17 protein-coding genes are annotated in these 17,460 nt (G+C 62.8%); 5 read left to right on the top strand and 12 right to left on the bottom strand.

Features of this window, described 5'->3' with window-relative positions; translation table 11 throughout:
• Positions 1-94: 94 nt before the first annotated feature.
• Entirely contained in the window at positions 95-553 is a 459-nt protein-coding gene (locus ASC97_RS32040; RefSeq protein ID WP_057472364.1) for an Lrp/AsnC family transcriptional regulator, read from the top strand.
• Between the two features lie 56 nt (positions 554-609).
• Here the strand turns inward: ASC97_RS32040 and ASC97_RS32035 are convergent, their stop codons facing one another.
• Positions 610-1,503: a GNAT family N-acetyltransferase gene (locus ASC97_RS32035; protein WP_057472363.1), complete on the bottom strand. Its 894-nt coding sequence runs from the start codon at positions 1,501-1,503 to the stop codon at positions 610-612.
• The gene (gene dut, locus ASC97_RS32030; protein WP_057472362.1) at positions 1,503-1,973 is read right to left on the bottom strand and encodes a dUTP diphosphatase; all 471 of its coding nucleotides are present in this window, start codon (positions 1,971-1,973) and stop codon (positions 1,503-1,505) included. The genes ASC97_RS32035 and dut overlap by 1 nt, the downstream gene beginning before the upstream one ends.
• Positions 1,974-2,063: 90 nt before the next feature.
• On the opposite strand from dut, the gene ASC97_RS32025 reads away from it, so the two are divergent.
• Positions 2,064-3,647 carry a peptide chain release factor 3 gene (locus tag ASC97_RS32025; protein WP_057472361.1) on the top strand — a complete coding sequence of 528 codons (1,584 nt, stop codon included), beginning with the start codon at positions 2,064-2,066 and terminating at the stop codon, positions 3,645-3,647.
• A gap of 54 nt (positions 3,648-3,701) precedes the next feature.
• Positions 3,702-4,226, top strand: a complete 525-nt coding sequence (gene tsaA, locus ASC97_RS32020) for a tRNA (N6-threonylcarbamoyladenosine(37)-N6)-methyltransferase TrmO (protein ID WP_057472360.1) — start codon at positions 3,702-3,704, stop codon at positions 4,224-4,226.
• On the opposite strand, the gene ASC97_RS32015 is transcribed toward tsaA, so the two are convergent.
• The 3 genes from ASC97_RS32015 to ASC97_RS32005 form a co-directional block, all read right to left on the bottom strand.
• On the bottom strand, positions 4,227-4,436 hold the full coding sequence (locus tag ASC97_RS32015; protein ID WP_057472359.1) for a TOBE domain-containing protein: 210 nt from the start codon (positions 4,434-4,436) through the stop codon (positions 4,227-4,229).
• 74 nt (positions 4,437-4,510) lie between these two features.
• Positions 4,511-6,025: a choline-sulfatase gene (gene betC / locus ASC97_RS32010; protein WP_057472358.1), complete on the bottom strand. Its 1,515-nt coding sequence runs from the start codon at positions 6,023-6,025 to the stop codon at positions 4,511-4,513.
• A gap of 20 nt (positions 6,026-6,045) precedes the next feature.
• The gene (locus ASC97_RS32005) at positions 6,046-6,996 is read right to left on the bottom strand and encodes a choline ABC transporter substrate-binding protein (protein WP_057472357.1); all 951 of its coding nucleotides are present in this window, start codon (positions 6,994-6,996) and stop codon (positions 6,046-6,048) included.
• A 98-nt stretch (positions 6,997-7,094) separates the two neighbouring features.
• Between ASC97_RS32005 and ASC97_RS32000 the strand changes: the two genes are divergently transcribed.
• Complete coding sequence (locus ASC97_RS32000) at positions 7,095-7,997, top strand: choline sulfate utilization transcriptional regulator (protein ID WP_057472356.1); 903 nt, start codon at positions 7,095-7,097, stop codon at positions 7,995-7,997.
• On the opposite strand, the gene otsA is transcribed toward ASC97_RS32000, so the two are convergent.
• The 6 genes from otsA to ASC97_RS31970 form a co-directional block, all read right to left on the bottom strand.
• Positions 7,955-9,376 carry an alpha,alpha-trehalose-phosphate synthase (UDP-forming) gene (gene otsA / locus ASC97_RS31995; protein WP_057472355.1) on the bottom strand — a complete coding sequence of 474 codons (1,422 nt, stop codon included), beginning with the start codon at positions 9,374-9,376 and terminating at the stop codon, positions 7,955-7,957. The genes ASC97_RS32000 and otsA overlap by 43 nt on opposite strands.
• Before the next feature lie 46 nt (positions 9,377-9,422).
• The gene (otsB, locus tag ASC97_RS31990) at positions 9,423-10,220 is read right to left on the bottom strand and encodes a trehalose-phosphatase (RefSeq protein ID WP_057472354.1); all 798 of its coding nucleotides are present in this window, start codon (positions 10,218-10,220) and stop codon (positions 9,423-9,425) included.
• Positions 10,221-10,307: 87 nt separating this feature from the next.
• Entirely contained in the window at positions 10,308-11,819 is a 1,512-nt protein-coding gene (locus ASC97_RS31985) for a S10 family peptidase (protein WP_057472353.1), read from the bottom strand.
• Between the two features lie 87 nt (positions 11,820-11,906).
• Positions 11,907-13,199: a CynX/NimT family MFS transporter gene (locus ASC97_RS31980; RefSeq protein WP_057472352.1), complete on the bottom strand. Its 1,293-nt coding sequence runs from the start codon at positions 13,197-13,199 to the stop codon at positions 11,907-11,909.
• Complete coding sequence (locus tag ASC97_RS31975; RefSeq protein WP_057472351.1) at positions 13,196-13,873, bottom strand: FadR/GntR family transcriptional regulator; 678 nt, start codon at positions 13,871-13,873, stop codon at positions 13,196-13,198. The genes ASC97_RS31980 and ASC97_RS31975 overlap by 4 nt, the downstream gene beginning before the upstream one ends.
• 358 nt (positions 13,874-14,231) lie before the next feature.
• A complete protein-coding gene (locus tag ASC97_RS31970; protein ID WP_057472350.1) occupies positions 14,232-15,143 on the bottom strand; it encodes a pirin family protein in 912 nt (303 codons plus the stop codon).
• A gap of 263 nt (positions 15,144-15,406) precedes the next feature.
• Here ASC97_RS31970 and ASC97_RS31965 point away from each other — a divergent pair, with 263 nt between their 5' ends.
• Complete coding sequence (locus ASC97_RS31965; protein ID WP_057472349.1) at positions 15,407-16,216, top strand: class II glutamine amidotransferase; 810 nt, start codon at positions 15,407-15,409, stop codon at positions 16,214-16,216.
• Here ASC97_RS31965 and coaBC read toward each other — a convergent pair.
• Positions 16,203-17,414: a bifunctional phosphopantothenoylcysteine decarboxylase/phosphopantothenate--cysteine ligase CoaBC gene (gene coaBC, locus ASC97_RS31960; RefSeq protein WP_057472348.1), complete on the bottom strand. Its 1,212-nt coding sequence runs from the start codon at positions 17,412-17,414 to the stop codon at positions 16,203-16,205. The genes ASC97_RS31965 and coaBC overlap by 14 nt on opposite strands.
• Positions 17,415-17,460 lie beyond the last annotated feature (46 nt).

The following is a 17,460-nucleotide window of genomic DNA, read 5'->3' as shown; positions in this document are numbered from 1 at the left end:
ATTTCCCAACACATGGAGAATATTGCCGGCATCGTCGGATTTATATAGAGTTGCGGAGAGTGTTCAGTGTGTTTGCCTAATATTGTGAGGAAAAATGCCGACAGCTCCTAATAACGATATCGATGACGTGGATCGGCGCATGCTCGAGGCGCTGGCCGCCGACGCGCGCATGTCTCTGAAAGAACTGGCGCAAGCGGCCGGCCTGTCGTCACCGAGCGCTGCAGAGCGGCTACGCCGGCTCGAGGAACGCGGCGTGATCAAGGCCTTCACGATCGACATCGATCCCGCAGCCCTCGGCTACCCCCTGCAAGCGATCGTTCGGATTCGGCCGCTGCCCGGGCAGCTCCACGTCGTCCAGCGGATCGTCGAGGAGACGCCCGAGTTCGTCGAATGCGACAAGGTTACCGGCGACGACTGCTTCATCGCGCGCCTCGTCGTTCGCTCGATGGCGCAGCTCGACGCTATCCTGGACAAGGTCGCGGAAAAGGCGGAAACGAGTACGTCGATGGTCAAGGCGTCGCCCGTCAAGCGCCGCCTGCCGCCGCTCGCTTAGAGCAATTCCAGCAAAAGTGCAGAGCGGTTTTGCGTCCGGAATTGCGTCGAAATACTCTAGAAATCGGCCATGGGCGAAAGCATCGCCGGGGTATCGAGCGTCACGGGAAAATCGGCTTTGATCATGAACCGCGTCGCACCGTCCAGCGGCTGCGGCTCGCCCGACCATGCGATTTTGTCCGGACGGAACCGCACCTCTGCGACATCGGGTTGGACGTCCAATCCGCCGAGTATTGCGGCGAGCGCGGGAATCGCCGGCGCCACGACATCGAGCAGGATGAACCGCTCGCCGTCCATCTTCCAGGCGATGACGGCCTGTTCGCCCTCCATCCAGCTCAGCCGAACGTCGGGATCGAATTGCGTATTGATCAGAAACATCGCCGCGCTTTCGCATACGGCAAGGCAGTCCGAGACAGGCGTGCGAGTCCTGAGTGCCCGTTGCAGCAGGGCGAGATCGCCGGGCTGCCAGGGATCGAGGGACTGCGACACCGTTGGCGCTCGCGGTGCCGGTGCCGCGCCGATGTATAGATGGAGCGGCAGCGAGTGGAAGCCGTAGGGCTCATACAGTGCCGGCTTATCGGTATAGAGCACGATCGCTTCGAAGCCCTCGGCCTTGCACCATTCGAGAGCCTTCAGGGTAACATCACGATACAGGCCGCGCCCGCGCCAGGCCGGCCGGACGGCGCCGGATTGGAACGCCGCGGCCCGTAGCTTCCGCCCGTTGATCGTCAGCGGCAAGGCAAAGGCGGCGAGACTGGCAACCAGCGTCCCGTCTGCGTCGAACCAGCCGAACGGCATGCATGACGGATCCGGCCCGCCGAGCCGTTGAAGCGGATCGATATCGATCCCGAACGTATCCTGAAGCAATGAAACGAACGCCGTCCATGCGGCTCCGTCGGCAAAATAGTCCTGCCGGAAGGTCAGTGCCGGATACCGGGCCGTCGTGGTCATCAGACCCCGGTCGAGCCGAAGCCGCCGGCGCCGCGCGCCGTGGCACTCGCCTGGGTGATTTCGTTTACGCGGGCCTGGATAGCAGGGGCGATCACCATCTGGGCGATCCGCATCCCGCGGGTGAACTCGAACGGCTCCTCGCCCAGATTGACGAGCAGCACCTTCACCTCGCCGCGATAATCGCTGTCGATCGTCCCCGGCGTATTCAGGCAGGTGATCCCGTGTTTGAAGGCGAGGCCGGAGCGCGGACGGATCTGTCCCTCGAACCCTTCGGGGATTTCGAAGATGAAGCCGGTCGGCACCAAAGCGCGCTGGCCGGGTGCCAGAACCATCGGCGCACCGTCTTCGACAGCCGCGCGCAGGTCGATGCCGGCGGCACCTTTGGTTTCATAGGCGGGAAGCTCAAGGCCCTCGCCGTGCGGAAGGCGAATGAGATTGAGCGTCGGACGGGTATCGGTGTGAATGGTCATCCGCCATTACTTTGCGCCCGGGGAGCCAAGGTCAATTGCAATGCCGGGCTAAAATCGCTAGATACGCGGCAATTCCACAGGATTCACATCATGGCTGAAAGTCTCGCCGAGGCGGTTTCCCGCCGCCGCACATTCGCTATTATCGCGCACCCGGACGCCGGTAAGACCACGCTCACCGAAAAGCTGCTGCTGTTCGGCGGCGCCATCCAGCTCGCCGGTGAAGTCAAGGCGAAGAAGGACCGGATCCAGACCCGTTCGGACTGGATGAAGATCGAGCGCGAGCGCGGCATCTCGGTCGTCACCTCGGTGATGACCTTCGAATATGAAGGCAATGTCTTCAATATTCTCGATACGCCCGGCCACGAAGACTTCGCGGACGACACCTACCGCACGCTGACGGCGGTCGACGCCGCCGTCATGGTCATCGACGCCGCCAAGGGTATCGAGCCGCGGACGCTGAAGCTCTTCGAAGTCTGCCGCATGCGGGATATTCCGATCATCACCTTCATCAACAAGATGGACCGCGAAAGCCGCGATCCCTTCGAGATCCTGGACGAGGTTGAGGAAAAGCTGGCGCTCGACACGGCCCCGATCACGTGGCCCATCGGCCGCTCCAAGACCTTCTGCGGCTCCTACAAGCTTGCCGATAATACCGTTCGCGGCTCCGACACAGAGGTCGAGGGCACGCCCGTCAACGGACCGCAGAGCGTTGCCGACAGGCTTCCGGAAAACGAGCGTGCCGCTTTTGTCGAGGAAACCGAGCTGGCGATGGAAGCCTGCCGGCCCTTCGACCGCCAGGCCTTCCTCGAGGGCCACCTGACCCCTGTCTTCTTCGGCTCGGCGCTTCGCAATTTCGGTGTGCGCGATCTCATCAACGCGCTCGGCGAATTTGCTCCGCCGCCGCGCGACCAGGTCGCCGATACAAGAACGGTGCACGCGACCGACGACAAGATGACGGCCTTCGTCTTCAAGATCCAGGCCAACATGGATCCGAACCACCGCGACCGAATAGCGTTCGCCCGCATCTGCTCCGGCAAGCTGGAGCGCGGCATGAAGGCGCGTCTCGCACGCACCGGCAAGCAGCTCGGCCTGACGGCGCCGCAGTTCTTCTTCGCTTCGCAGCGCCAGCTTGCCGACACCGCCTATGCCGGCGACGTCGTTGGCATTCCCAACCATGGCACGCTGCGCATCGGCGATACGCTGACCGAAGGCGAGGCGCTGGTGTTCCAGGGCGTGCCGAACTTTTCGCCGGAAATTCTCCGCCGCGTCCGTCTAGAAGATGCGATGAAGGCAAAGAAACTCAAGGAAGCGCTGCAGCAGATGGCCGAGGAAGGCGTCGTACAGCTTTTCTCGCCGGAAGACGGTTCGCCGGCTATCGTCGGCGTCGTCGGCGCCCTGCAGCTCGATGTTCTGAAGGAACGCCTGCAGGCGGAATACGGCCTGCCGGTCTCCTTCGAAATGTCGCGCTTCTCGGTCTGCCGCTGGATTTCGGCCGACCAGCCGGCGGATCTCGAAAAGTTTCTGACCGTCAAGCGCGGCGATATTGCCCGCGATCTCGATGGCGATCCTGTGTTCCTGGCGCAGGACACCTTCTCGCTGCGCTACGAGTCCGAGCGCCACCCGGCGATCAAGATGGTTGCGATCAAGGAATATCACGTCGCCAAGGCGGCGTGATATTCCATCGAATATAGCGCTATGCCATAGTGCCGCCGTCAGGGGGAACACATCATGGTCCGTGAAAATGAAATCCGTGAAAACGAAGTCGTCGTCGATGCGCCAGTGCCGACCGACGCCGGTCTGGTTTTCATAGGGCGGATTTCAACGCCCTGGACGTCGCGGATGGAGACGCCGCGCCAGGGGCGGCATGATGGTCCGATTTGCCGGATTGAAATATTCCAGCCGTGGGTACAGGCCCTTCAGGGTGTCGATGCTTTCGAGAGGTTGGAGATCCTCTATTGGCTTGATCGCTCGCGGCGCGATCTGGTGCTGCAAAGTCCCGCCCGCAACGGCAAGGTCCATGGCACTTTCTCCTTGCGCTCGCCGGTGCGCCCGAACCCGATTGGAACCTCGATAGTCAAGCTTGAGGCGATGGAGGGGCCAATCCTGCTTGTTCGCGGGCTGGATTGCCTCGACGGCACCCTGCTGCTCGATCTGAAGCCGGACCGCACTCTCTTCAAACCGATTGCGCCGCCGCAGCCGGGCGATTTCCAGACCGGCGACGACGGTGCAGAGCACCATTGCCAGAAGGCGTAATCAGTCGACGGCGACCATCACGTCCGACGCCTTCACCACCGCGTAGGCATCGGAGCCGACCGCCAGGCCGAGTTCCTTCACCGCTTCATTGGTGATCGAAGCCGTGACGATCGAGCCGCCGCCGATATCGATGCGGACATGGGCGGTCGTAGCACCCAGTGTGACGTCGACCACTTTGCCCTTGAGACGATTGCGCGCGCTGATTTTCATGAGAGATCCACCTGGTTGCGACGGCAGGACCCTACCGGCTCATCGCTCGCCTCGCAACGCTGCCAACCGCAATCTCACTCGCCGCGAGGATATCGCTTGTTCTCCTCGAGGACATTCAGATCCATGTGGTTGCGCATGTAGCGTTCGGACGCTTTCTGCAGCGGCTGGTAGTCCCAGGGATAGTAGGCACCGTTGCGCAGGGCTTCGTAGACCACCCAGCGCCGGGCCTGGCTCTCGCGCACCGCGCCATCGAAGCCTGCGAGATTCCAACGCTGGCCGGCCTGTTTCGAGAGCAGCGCCAGCGTCTCGGCATGGGCCGGATCGCTGGCCAGGTTGGTGAGTTCCCTGGGATCGGCCTCGAGATCGAACAGCATCGGGGGATCTTTGTCGCAGAGCGTAAGCTTGAAGCGACCGTCGCGCAGGCAGACGAGCGGCGCTTCCGAGCCCTCGGCCGCATATTCCATCGGCACCGGCCCGCGACTGCCCCTCCCCTTCGCCAGTGGCGCAAGGTCTTCACCGTCGGTCCATGGCGCAAGCTTGGTAATGTCGATCCCGGCAAGCGCTGCCAGCGTCGGCGTCACGTCGAGCGTCGACACCGGCTGGTCGACGAGCGCCGGGTTCCAACCGGGGGCCGCTATCATCAGCGGCACGCGGGACGAGCCATCGAAGAAGCACATCTTGAACCATAGCCCGCGCTCCCCGAGCATGTCCCCGTGGTCGGAAACGAACAGGACGATCGTGTCCTCGGCCATGCGGCCGCGTTCGAGCACGTCGAGAATTTCACCGACCTTCTCATCGATGTAGGAGATGTTGGCAAAATAGCCGCGACGCGCACGGCGAACCTGCTCCGGGGTGATCTCCACGGCATCGTGGTCGCAGGCCTTCAGCAGGCGCTGCGAATGCGGATCCTGCTCGTCGAACGCAATGGCGCCAACCTCTGGATCGAGCGCCGGACAGTCCGCATAGAGATCCCAGAACTTGCGGCGGGCAACATAGGGGTCGTGCGGATGCGTAAAGCTCACCGTCAGGCACCAGGGGCGGTCGTCCTGCCGGCGCGAGAGATCGTAGAGTTTGCGGGTCGCGTTGTAGGCGACCTCATCGTCGTATTCCATCTGATTGGTGATTTCGGCAACGCCCGCTCCCGTCACCGAGCCGAGATTGTGGTACCACCAGTCGATGCGCTCGCCGGGCTTGGTGTAGTCGGGCGTCCAACCGAAGTCGGCCGGATAGATGTCGGTGGTCAGCCGCTCCTCGAAGCCGTGAAGCTGATCCGGTCCGACGAAGTGCATCTTGCCGGAGAGGGCGGTGTGGTAGCCGGCAGCGCGCAGATGATGCGCGAATGTCGGAACGTCGGAGGCGAACTCCGCGGCATTGTCGTAGACGCGCGTCCGGCTGGGCAGCTGCCCCGACATAAAGGAGGCCCGCGCCGGCGCGCAGAGCGGGCTGGCCGTGTAGGCGTTGGCAAAACGCACGGAGCGCTTCGCCAAAGCCTTGAGATGCGGCGCGTGAAGAAAGTCGGCCGGGCCATCCGGAAATAGCGTTCCGTTGAACTGGTCGACCATCAGGATGAGGATATTCGGGCGCGCCATGCGGAGTTGTCCTTGAGGTTTCACAAGCCGAGAGAGACTTTAACTGCGTCCGCTCCGGGCTTGCCGTCAAGCGTCGTTACGCCGGAGAGCCAGGGCTCGATCGCCTTCGGATTGGCCTTCAGCCAGGCCGTGGCCGCAGCCTTGGGATCCTCGCCGCCGAGGATCGATCCCATCAGCGCGTTTTCCATGCCTATGTCGAATGTGAGGTTCTTGAACAGCGTCGCTGCGTTCGGGCACATCTGCGGCCAGCCGGTCCGTGCCAGCGTGTAGACCTCGGCACCGCCGAAGTCAGCACCGAAATAGGCGTCGCCGCCCGCGAGATACGCGATCGAGAACTTTTCATTCATCGGATGCGGTGCCCAGGCGAGGAAGACGACGGCAGCCTTGTCCTTCGCGGCGCGGTCGACCTGCGCCAGCATCGCCTGCTCGCCGGATTCGACCAGCTCCCAGTCCTTCAGGCCGAAGTCATTGGCGTCGATCATCTTCTGAATGTTGGAATTGGCGGGTGCGCCCGGCTCGATGCCGTAGATCTTGTGGTCGAATTCGTCGGCATGTTTCTGCAGGTCCGCAAAATCCTTGATGCCGTTCTCCGCGACATAGGTCGGCACCGCAAGCGTGAATTTGGCGCCTGTGAGGTTCTTGTTCACCACCTCGATCGCCTTGGCCGCAGTCAGGTCGTCGATGAAGGCCTTTTGGGCCGGCATCCAGTTGCCGAGGAAGACGTCGATCTCGCCGTTCTTCATCGACTGGTAGCCGATCGGAACGGAGAGCGTTTTTATATCGGGCTCGTAGCCGAGCGCCGTCAGGATGACACTCGTCACGCCGTTGGTGGCGGTGATGTCGGTCCAGCCTGGATCGGACATGCGAATAACCTTGCAAGATGCGTTGTCGGCAGCAGATGCCGTTCCCATCGCAAGGGCAGAAAGCACAACGCCGGCGGCAAGACGGCGGACTGCTGAAATTCCTGTCATCGCATTTCCCCTTTTTGTCATTTGATGGTTTTATTGAACAACACTATCACTCGCCCTGTGAAGGCGGGATTTTTCGATAGTCCCCAAAAGGATTTTTTATGGCAGAGCGTCGCGTCGATCTCGGGTGGCTGCGTATTTTCGCCGAAATAGGCAGAGCGGGGAGCCTCTCCTCGGCAGCCAGCCTGCTGGGTCTGACCCAGCCCGCCGTCAGCTACCAGATCCGCAGGATAGAGGAGCAGCTGGGCGTCAGCCTGTTAAAGCGGCAGCATCGCGGCGTCGAGCTGACGCCTGCGGGCCAGCGGCTGTTCGATATCGCCGCAAGAAGCGTCGGTGAAATCGATCAGCTTGCACGGAGGCTGAGAAGCGAAGTCGAGCGACCATCCATCAGGCTGCACACCGACTATGCCTTCTCCTCGCTCTGGCTCATCCCGCGCATGCATGCCTTTCGGCTGATTTATCCCGACACGGACATCCAGATCGTGGCGACGCAGCGAATGGAGCGCGAACTCTCGGATGAAGGCGATGTCGCCGTCGTGTTCGGCACGCGGGCGGAATTCGGACACGGTGCCATGCTGCTGCTGCCGGAGAAGGTTGCGCCTGTCTGCAGCCAGCGGTTTCTCGATCGCAACGGTCCCTTCGATACGCCGGCCGATCTGGCGCGGGGCCGCCTTATCCACCTCGATACCGCGGCGCCGTCTCCATGGTTCGACTGGCGACGTTATTTTGCCCAGCTCGGCGTCGGCCGCGAGACCTATGCCGGGCAGGGCGACCTCAGTTTCAACACCTACTCGCTGGTCGTCCAGGCCGCACTCGGCGAGCAGGGTCTGGCGCTCGGCTGGATGGGCCTTGTCGACTCGCTCCTTGCCTCCGGAATCCTGGCGGTTGCCGGTCCGGCGATAGCGGCACCCGACCGGGGTTACTGGCTGGTGCAGCCGAAGGCACGCACCCCGCAGAGCGATCAGTTGGCCGCATGGCTGGTGGGCGAGGCAGGCATCGCCTGAGGCTCGGCTGCCAGATCGCCCAGGAAATCGTCGCACCAGCGTGACACGTCGTGCTCCAGCAGATAGTCCATCATCCTCTGCCAGCGCTCGCGACGCTCCTCCAGCGGCATATTGAGGGCGCGGGCCAGCGCGTTGGACGTGCCGACCATATCGTAGGGGTTGACGAGCAGTGCTCCTTTCAGTTCGCGCGCAGCTCCCGCAAAGCGCGACAGAACCAGTACGCCCGGATCGTCCGGGTCCTGAGCGGCGACGTATTCCTTGGCCACGAGATTCATGCCGTCGCGGAGCGGCGTGACGAGACCCACCTTGGCGAGCCGGTAGAGACCCGCCAGGATCGGCCGGCTGAGCGAGCGATTGATATAGCGGATCGGCACCCAGTCCACCGTCCCCAGCGCACCGTTGACGCGCCCGGCCTGTTCGGCGACCGTGCGCTGCATCTTCTCGTATTCGGGCACCTCGGAACGCGACTTCGGCGTCACCTGCAGATAGGTCACCTGGCGCTGATGGGCGGGGTTGCTCAGCACGAAGTGTTCGAACGCATCGATGCGCTGGGTGAGGCCCTTGGAATAGTCGAGGCGGTCGACGCCGATGATCAGCTGTCGTCCCTCGATGCTCTGGCGTGCCTTGCGGACCATGCTGTGGCCGACTGCCTTGCGGGCAAATTCCGCGAAGGCGGCTGTCTCTATGCCGATGCCGTAGGCGCCGCCTTTGAAAACCTTGTCACCGGCGGTGAAACGGCCATCACCGATCGCGTCGCCCATTTCTTCGCGGCGCAGGCAGCCGGCAAAATTCTCGAGGTCACGGTCCGTCTGGAAGCCGACGAGGTCATATGCGGCAAGCCCACGCATGATCTCCTCGTGAACAGGCATGGCGGCGAGCACATCCGCCGGTGGCCAGGGAATGTGATGGAAGAAGCCGATGCGGTTCTTGACGCCCATCTGCCGAAGCTCGGCGGCCAGCGGGATCAGATGATAGTCATGGATCCAGATCGTATCGTCTGGTTTCAGCAGCGGCGCCAGCCGATGCGCGAAGAATCGGTTGACGCGGAAATACCCTGCCATTTCCTGCCGTCCGTATTCCGCCAGATCCAGCCGGTAGTGGCAGATCGGCCAGAGCACGCGGTTGGCGAAGCCGGAGTAATACTCCTCGACGTCCCTGTCGGTGAGATCGGTCAGCGCAAAAGTGATCTTGCCGTCTTCATGAAGGGACAGAGGCCCCGGCTCGTTGTCGCCGCTGGAGTTGCCCGACCAGCCCATCCAGATGCCGCCACGCGCTTGCAAGGCGGCTTGCAGAGCCACGGCAAGTCCGCCGGCAGATGCTGCTGCGCCCCCCTTCGCGGGAACGGGGACACGGTTGGAAACGACGACGAGACGGCTCACTTGGGATTCCTTTCAACGGCGAGGGCAGCGGAGGCGGTGCCGTTCATCAAACGGCGATCTGCGCAATCAGTTCCCGCAGCGTTCCGGAGGAGTGCAATGTCAGCGGCGCTGCTGTTCCGACCAGCGGCGCGCCGACGCGGATCGAATACCCGTTGCGGCGATTGGCGACATGAAACATCGCCTCATCGGTAATGTCGTCGCCGATCGCAATCGGGCGCCTGCCTGCAAAAGGAGGCTCCGACATCAACGTGTCGATGGCGCGTCCCTTGTCGGCACTGGCCGGGCGGATCTCCAGAACCATCTTGCCACGCTGCAGCGTCCAATTCTCGCCGGCCTTCGCGAGAAACGCCTCCATCAGCGGCTCAAGCTCGGCCTGTCGACCCGGCGCGAGGCGGTAATGGGCTGCGACGGCCGCACCCTTGTCTTCGATCAGGACGCCGTCGAGGTCGGCGGTCGCTGCGTACAGCTCCGCCTTCAGTCGCTCGAACGCGGGCGTCGTCGCGGCACTGACAATGTCGCCGTCGGGCCGGCGCAGTTCGGCGCCATGAAGCCCGGCGATCGGAAACCGGTATGGCGCAAAGAGCTGGTCCACGTAGGCAAGTGCCCGTCCGGTGACCAGCGCCAGCGCACCCCCGAGCCTTTGTGCCAGTGCGTCGAGTTGCGAGGGGAGCCGGTCAGGAACAACGATCCCGTCTGGCGTGTCTGCCAGGTCGAGCAGAGTGCCGTCGATATCCAGGAACAGGGCGTAGTCGTCGCACGACGATGAGAGCGTTCGAAACAGCAATTCCCGCCCGGAAGCCTGGTGGGGGTTCGGGGCTTTCAATGGCAGTTTTTGGTATGACATGAGGACTAAGTATGGCGGCAATCGCGCGAAACAACCCCAAAAGTGTCGCGCATCGCGGGTGCCGTGCCTGAAGCAGGATGCCCTCGCTCAATCTGCCGGTGAGGGTCCGGATGCGGCGTAGAATGCCTTGGCATCGGCGGTGAATGCGGCGCGCTGATCGGGCCGCGTATAGAACATGTGCCCGCCGCGATAGACGTTCAGCGCCACCCTTTGGCCGGCAAGGGTTGTCGGAAGGTGATCGACGACATAGCGGCTGACGCCATAGGGAGTGACGAGGTCGCTGTAACCATGGGCAATCAGCAGGCGGAACGAAGGATTGGATGCAAGCTGTTGCCTGAGGTCGTCGGTAACACTCGCCTGCAGACGCGAGCCGCCGCGCCCGCCCCACTCCCACTGGCGGTTCACGTCGCTGTCGAGCAGGGCGTAGGTCATCTCGGTCTTGAAGCCCAGTTCATTTCGGGCATAATTGGCAAAGGCGCCGCCATAGGCGCGGGTAAAGCCGTCCAGGATGGCGTCGTCGCCACGGGAATCGTTGGATTCGGGGTATGGATCGGGCGTGGTAAATGCCGCGTCGTAGGGGCTCGCCACCAGGCCGTCGCGCTTGCCCAGTTGCTTGGTGAAGACACTTCCGAGAAAGCCCCTGTTCCTTTCCACCACGTCTTCGGCGATGCCCGTCATGCCGGCGATTTTGGCATAGAATGCCTTGGCCGCGTCGCCTGTCGGGGGTGCGCCCGCCAGCGTCGTCAGATAGTCGCCGAGCGCGAAACGCTCCGCCTCGCGCTGACGCGTCTCGTCGAAAGCGCCGCGCCGATCCATTTCGGCGGCGGCCAGGGACGGCAATTCCAGTGCCGCACCCAGCGCGAACTGGTCGGCGCCAAACATAAGCTGGCCTTCGATCAACGGCGAAAGCATGACCGTGCCCGAAACGATGATGCCCTGGCTCTCTTTCAGGGCATTCGCAACCTTTGCCGCGCGGAATCCACCATAGCTTTCGCCGAGCAGGTACTTCGGAGAGGAGGCACGATCGTTGTGTGCCACGAAGAGGGCGATCGCCTTGGCGATGCTTTCGGCGTCGGAATTGACATTGTAGTATTTGGAGGCGTCGTCCGCCTTCACGGTCCGGCTCCATCCGGTTCCGATCGGGTCGATCAGGACGAGGTCGGTGAAGTCGAGCCAGCTGTGCGGGTTGTCGATGAGCTTAGCCCCCGCGCCGTTGTCGCCCTTTTCTCCGAAATCCATAATCTTCGGCCCGACGAGGCCGAGGTGCAGAAACGCGGATGCAGCGCCCGGGCCGCCGTTGAAGACAAAGGTCAGCGGCCGGTCTGCGCCGCCGTCTCTCTTGATGTAGGCGGTGTAGAAGATGGCGGCTGTCTGCGCGCCGTCCTGGCCGAAGAGGTTGAGGGTCCCGGCCGTTGCCGTATAGGCCAGCTTCCGCCCACCGATCGTCATTTCGTGCTGCGTGACGGAATCGGCCGGCAGCAGCCTCAGGACGCCCTCGCGGGCGTCGCCGGGTACAGCTCCGCTTCCCTCTGCATTTGATAGGGTGGGTGCCAACGCTGCAAGCAGCGCCGCGAGCAGGACAGCGGGTAAAAAACGCACGAATATTCCTCCGGCAGATGCAATCGTTGCCGCCAGCCTAGCATCCGCCGGCGGGAAGACCGGATCAACAGATGGTGATGGCAGCAGTTAGCCGGACTTCTCGACCGTGCGCGCGCCGACATAAAGCGCGCGGCCGGCGTTCCATCCATTGAAGGCCGCCCCGGCGCCGAGGGCCACGAACAGGACGGCACACCAGGCGAAACTTCCGGTCCAGCTGCGGATGAGGCCGACGATCAGCGGTCCCACCGCTGCCAGCAGATAGCCGACGCACTGCACCATGCCCGAGAGGTGCGCCGCCACATGCGGGTCGCGGGATCGCAACACGATGGTGGTCATGGCCACTGCAATCAGGCCCCCCTGGCCGATCCCCTGGAGGACCGCCCATATCCAGACGGTTGACAGAGGCGCAAAAAGCAAGCCGAGAAGCGCCACGACCGCGACCCCGCAAAGCGACGCGTTGATGAGCCGCTGATCCTTGCTCCTGACGGCAATCTGCGGGGCAACAAGACAGGCGGCGGCCTGAACCATGACGGATACGGATACGATCGCGCCAGCGGTGACGCCGTCGACTCCGCGTTCGCGCAGGATCGGAACAAGCCAGCCGAAGACGCAGTAGGCGAGTGCGGATTGCAGTCCCATGAAGAGCGTCACCTGCCATGCCAGACGGTCGCGCCAGAGACCCACGACGGAAAAGCCGCTGCGCTTGACCTCTGTCTTCATCGACAGCACCTGAGGCAGCCAGATCAGCGCGACAATCAGGGCGGGTAGCGCCCATATCGCGAGCGCTCCGGCCATCGAGCCGCCGAGCGCGTTTTCGATCGGAAGCGTGAAGCCCGCGGCACTCGCGGCGCCGGCGCAAAGCGCCATGGTATAGAAACCGGTCATCAGCGCGGCGCGATCGGCAAAATCGCGCTTGACCAACCCGGGCAACAGAACATTGCCGACCGCAATGCAGGCACCGGCGAGGGCGGTCCCCAGGAAAAGCAGCGGAATGGATGAGGTTCCCCTCAGCGCCGTGCCGAGCGCCAGAAGGAAGAGGACGCCGAGCAGCGTACGCTCGGAACCGATACGCTGTGCCAGCCGCGGCGCCATCGGCGAAAAAGCCCCGAGGCAGACGACCGGCAAAGTCGTGAGCAGGCTCGCTCCGAGAGCCGACAACCCGAGTTCGCTGCGGATCTCGGGAAGCAGCGCCGATGCGCTGGAGAAAACCGGACGCAGGTTGAAAGCGATCAGGACCAGGCTCGCCCCAAGCAGGAGCCGCGCAGCCGGACTTTTGCCGGAAGGTGGCTGCGGCTGCGGAATACTATCGACTTCGGCATCGATCAGCTGTTCGTCTGCGAGGTCGTAGACGCGGGCGGAATCTTGCAAAGGTAACGTCATGAAAGGATCATCCGGTCGAGGGTGTTGATGACGGGGGCCATGAAACGGCGCACCGCCGCATCCGCTTGTTCCGGATCGCCCGTCGCGATCGCCTCGATGATGTCGGCATGTGCCTGCATATCGGGTTCGGGAATATCCGCGCCAAGTGTCGCCTCGATCGTCTCGGTGATGGAGGCGGAGAAGAAGTCGTAGATTTCGACCATCGCACGGTTGCCGGATGCGGCAATGACCGCCTGGTGGAAGGCAAGGTCCCGCTTGATGAATGCGGCCTTGTCGCCGCCCTCGAAATTGCCGCGCTGCTCAAGCAGCGTGCGGAGCGTCGCGAGCGTCGCAGGCGTTTGTCGGACAGCGGCCAGCCGCGCCGCTTCGACGTCCAGTGCGCAGCGCGCCTCGAACAGGTCGCGCAGACCGGCTCTCCGCGCCATTGTCAACGGCAGCGCGGTATCGGTGGTCGACAGCACGTATGTCCCCGAGCCTTGCCGCGTCTCAAGCAGGCCCTGCGAGGCGAGCACGCGAACCGCCTCGCGAATGGTTCCCCGGCTGACGGACAACATGTCGCAAAGCGTGGCTTCGTTGGGCAGCTTTTCTCCGACTGCCCAGCGCTTCGAGAATATCTCGCCGCGTATCGCCTCGATTGCCGTATCGGCAAGATTGGTTTTTGTGAGAGGTTGCATGAGTTCTCGTAAAGTCATCAGATGACTTTACGAATAATCAATCAAGCGCCCTTGGTCAATCTCCCAGCAGAAAACGGAAAAGGGCCGCTCGAAGCGACCCTTTCCATGAGTTTTGGCCTGTAATTCGGCCGGACCGCTTTGGCGATCCCAGGAAGGCGGGTTCAGAGCGAGGGCTGCCTCGCCTTCGTCACCACTTCCATGCCCGTTACGAGGTCCGAAATCTCATTAGACATTGGATCACCTTCCTTTCGTTCTGTTGTCGATGGCTAAAAGGTATGTCGATTCGCGCAGGATGCAAGGCGAAATCTCGATCTTGTGGAATTTGCAACTTTGAGGTGATATACGTTTTGTCGTGGGATCAGTGCGCGGCCTTGATGAACGTACCGTTCTGGAGCTCCTGCATCGCCTGCATGATCTCTTCGCGCGAGTTCATGACGATGGGCCCGTGCCAGGCTACCGGCTCCTCGATCGGCTTGCCGGACACCAGCAGGAAGCGAATGCCTTCATCGCCCGCCTGCACAGTGACCTCATCGCCGCTGTCGAAGACGACAAGCGTCCGGTTGCCCGACATGTCGCGGATGTTCAGTTCCTCGCCGTCGACTTCCTTCTCCACGCGCACGCCGAACGGCTTGGACGCATCGCGGAATGTCCCGGAGCCGGCGAAGATGTAGGCGAAGGCATTGCGGTATGTATCGACGGGCAGGCGCTTCTTCTTGCCCGGCGGCACGGACACGTCGAGATAGATCGGCTCGGCGGACACGCCGTCGACGGGACCAGCCTTGCCCCAGAAGTCGCCACAGATGACACGGACAGCCGTCCCGTCGTCATCGATGACAACAGGGATATCGGCGGATTTGACATCCTGATAGCGCGGTGCGGTCATTTTCAGGGAGGAGGGCAGGTTGGCCCAGAGCTGAAAACCATGCATGCGCCCGGCAAAATCGCCCTTCGGCATCTCCTGATGCATGATGCCGCTGCCCGCGGTCATCCACTGGATGTCGCCCGCGCCCAGCAGACCGCGATTGCCGAGGCTGTCGCCATGCTCGACGGTGCCGGCCAGAACGTAGGTAATCGTTTCGATGCCGCGATGCGGGTGCCAGGGAAAGCCGCGAATGTATTCCGCGGGGTTATCGTTGCGGAAGTCGTCCATCATCAGGAAGGGGTCCGTCAGCGAAGGGTCGCCGAAACCGAAGACGCGATGCAGCTTCACGCCGGCGCCTTCCATGGTCGGAGTTGCGGTGCTTGTATGCTTTACGGGACGGATCGACATGGCATCCTCTCAAGGTTTCTAACTTGCCGGCGACTATAGCTGTCCCGGCCAAGCGCGCGAAGACCGGCGCCGGCGGAACGCACTGTTCACAAAAGAGCATGCTGCCTTGCGAAAATTGATCGCCCGCGGCGTCGGAAATTTGTCATCTTCCGCTTGCAAGTCGCAACGGCGTTTAGTTCTTATTAACCATCGGATTCGACAATAGTCGTTGCGTTTCAGCATTTTCCCGCCACGGGCCGAGGCGGGTTGCGGAGTGAAAGAGCATGTGTCGCTGGGCAGCCTATCGCGGAACCCCTCTCTATCTCGAAGAGCTGGTGTCGTCGCCCGCGCATTCCCTGATCGAGCAATCGCATTGCGCCACGCGCGCCAAGACCGCGACCAACGGCGACGGCTTCGGCATCGCCTGGTACGGCGACCATCCCGAGCCGGGGCGATATCGCGATACGCTGCCGGCCTGGTCAGACTGCAATCTGAAGAGTCTGGCGCGGCAGATCCGCTCGCCGCTCTTTTTGGCGCATGTGCGCGCCGCCACCGGCGGCGGTACACGGCGCGACAACTGTCACCCTTTCACCTTCGGCAACTGGTCGTTCATGCATAACGGCCAGATCGCGGGTTTCGAACGCCTCCGGCGGTCGATGGAGGCAATGCTCGATGACGAGCTGTTCAATGCCCGCGGCGGCACCACCGATTCCGAGCTGATGTTCCTGCTCGCCTTGCAGTTCGGGCTTCGCCAGACGCCGATGTCGGCCATGGCGGAGATGATAAGGTTTGTCGAAAGCCTCGCCGAAAACATCATCGGATCGGCGTTGGTGCGCTATACGGCCGCCTTCTCGGACGGCAAATCGCTCTATGCGATCCGCTATGCCACCGACCGCAAGGCGCCGACGCTCTACGCCTCGCCGGTCGGCAAGGGATACTGTCTCGTCTCCGAGCCGCTCAATGACGATATCGACGCGTGGGCGGAGATTCCGGATGGCAGTGCCGTGACGCTCGGTGAGACCGGATTGGATATCGCGCCCTTCGGCCCAGAGCCCGCGATAGCAAGGCCGCTGCCCCTCGTCATCCCTGCCTGAGCCGTTCGGCGATCAGCGCCGCAAGCTTTGCGGCAACCTCCTCTTTCGACAGATCCGGCCATTGCTCGATGCCGTCCCTGCTGACGATCTTCACCCTGTTTCGCACGCCGCCCATGATGCCCGTAGCCGGCGAAACGTCGTTCGCGACGATGAGGTCGGCCCCCTTTCGCTCCAGCTTCGCCTTGGCGTTGTTGTCCACATCCTGGGTTTCGGCTGCAAAGCCGATCACCAGCTTCGGCCGCATCGTGTGATGGCCGACCGTCTTCAGGATGTCGGGATTTTCCGTCAGTGCCAGCGTCGGTATGGATTCGCCGGGATGCTTCTTGATCTTCTGGTTTGAGGCGGAGGCGACGCGCCAGTCGGCAACGGCCGCGACCATCACGGCGATATCGGCCGGCAGCGCCGCGAGCACGGCATCGCGCATTTCGTCGGCGCGCTCGACATGCACCACCTTGACGCCGGAAGGATCGGCTATCGTCACCGGACCGGAGACCAGCGTGACCTCGGCGCCAAGCCTTGCGAGTGCAGCAGCGATGGCGTGACCCTGCCGGCCGGAGGAACGGTTCGCTATATAGCGCACCGGATCGATGGGCTCATGGGTCGGTCCCGAGGTTACGATTGCCTTTCGGCCGGCCAGAAGCTTCGGGCGAACATCGAGAATTGCCTCAGCGGCCGCAACGATGTCGAGCGGTTCGGCCATCCGGCCGACGCCGGCCTCCCGGCTTTCCGCCATCTCGCCGGCCATCGGTCCGACAAAGCGAATGCCGTCCTGCTTCAGCGTCTGCAGGTTTCGTTTGGTTGCGGCATGCACCCACATGTGCGGGTTCATCGCCGGCGCCGCCAGAACGGGCTTGTCGGTTGCCAGCAACACCGTCGAGGCGAGATCGTCCGCAAGCCCGGCTGCCATTTTCGCCAGCAGGTCAGCGGTCGCTGGCGCGATCAGCACGAGGTCGCAATCCCGGGCAAGCCTGATATGGCCGACATCCTGCTCGTCCTGGCGTGAGAACAGGTCGGTATAGACATGGTCGGCTGCAAGCGCCCCGACCGCAAGCGGCGTCACGAACTCTTGCGCGCCGTTGGTCATCAGCGGACGAACGGATGCACCACGTTCCCGGAGCCGTCGGATCAGGTCCAGGCTCTTGTAGGCCGCAATGCCGCCGGAGATGATGAGAAGGATGCGTTTGCCGCTGAGAAACATCGCTCTTGTCCGTCGCACATAAGACTGCGCCAGACCCTAAGCCTTT

The organism is Rhizobium sp. Root1203, assembly GCF_001424945.1.
Taxonomy (GTDB): Bacteria; Pseudomonadota; Alphaproteobacteria; order Rhizobiales; family Rhizobiaceae; genus Rhizobium.
Note: the sequence above shows the minus strand (reverse complement) of the source record. Positions and strands in the feature narration are given on the sequence as shown.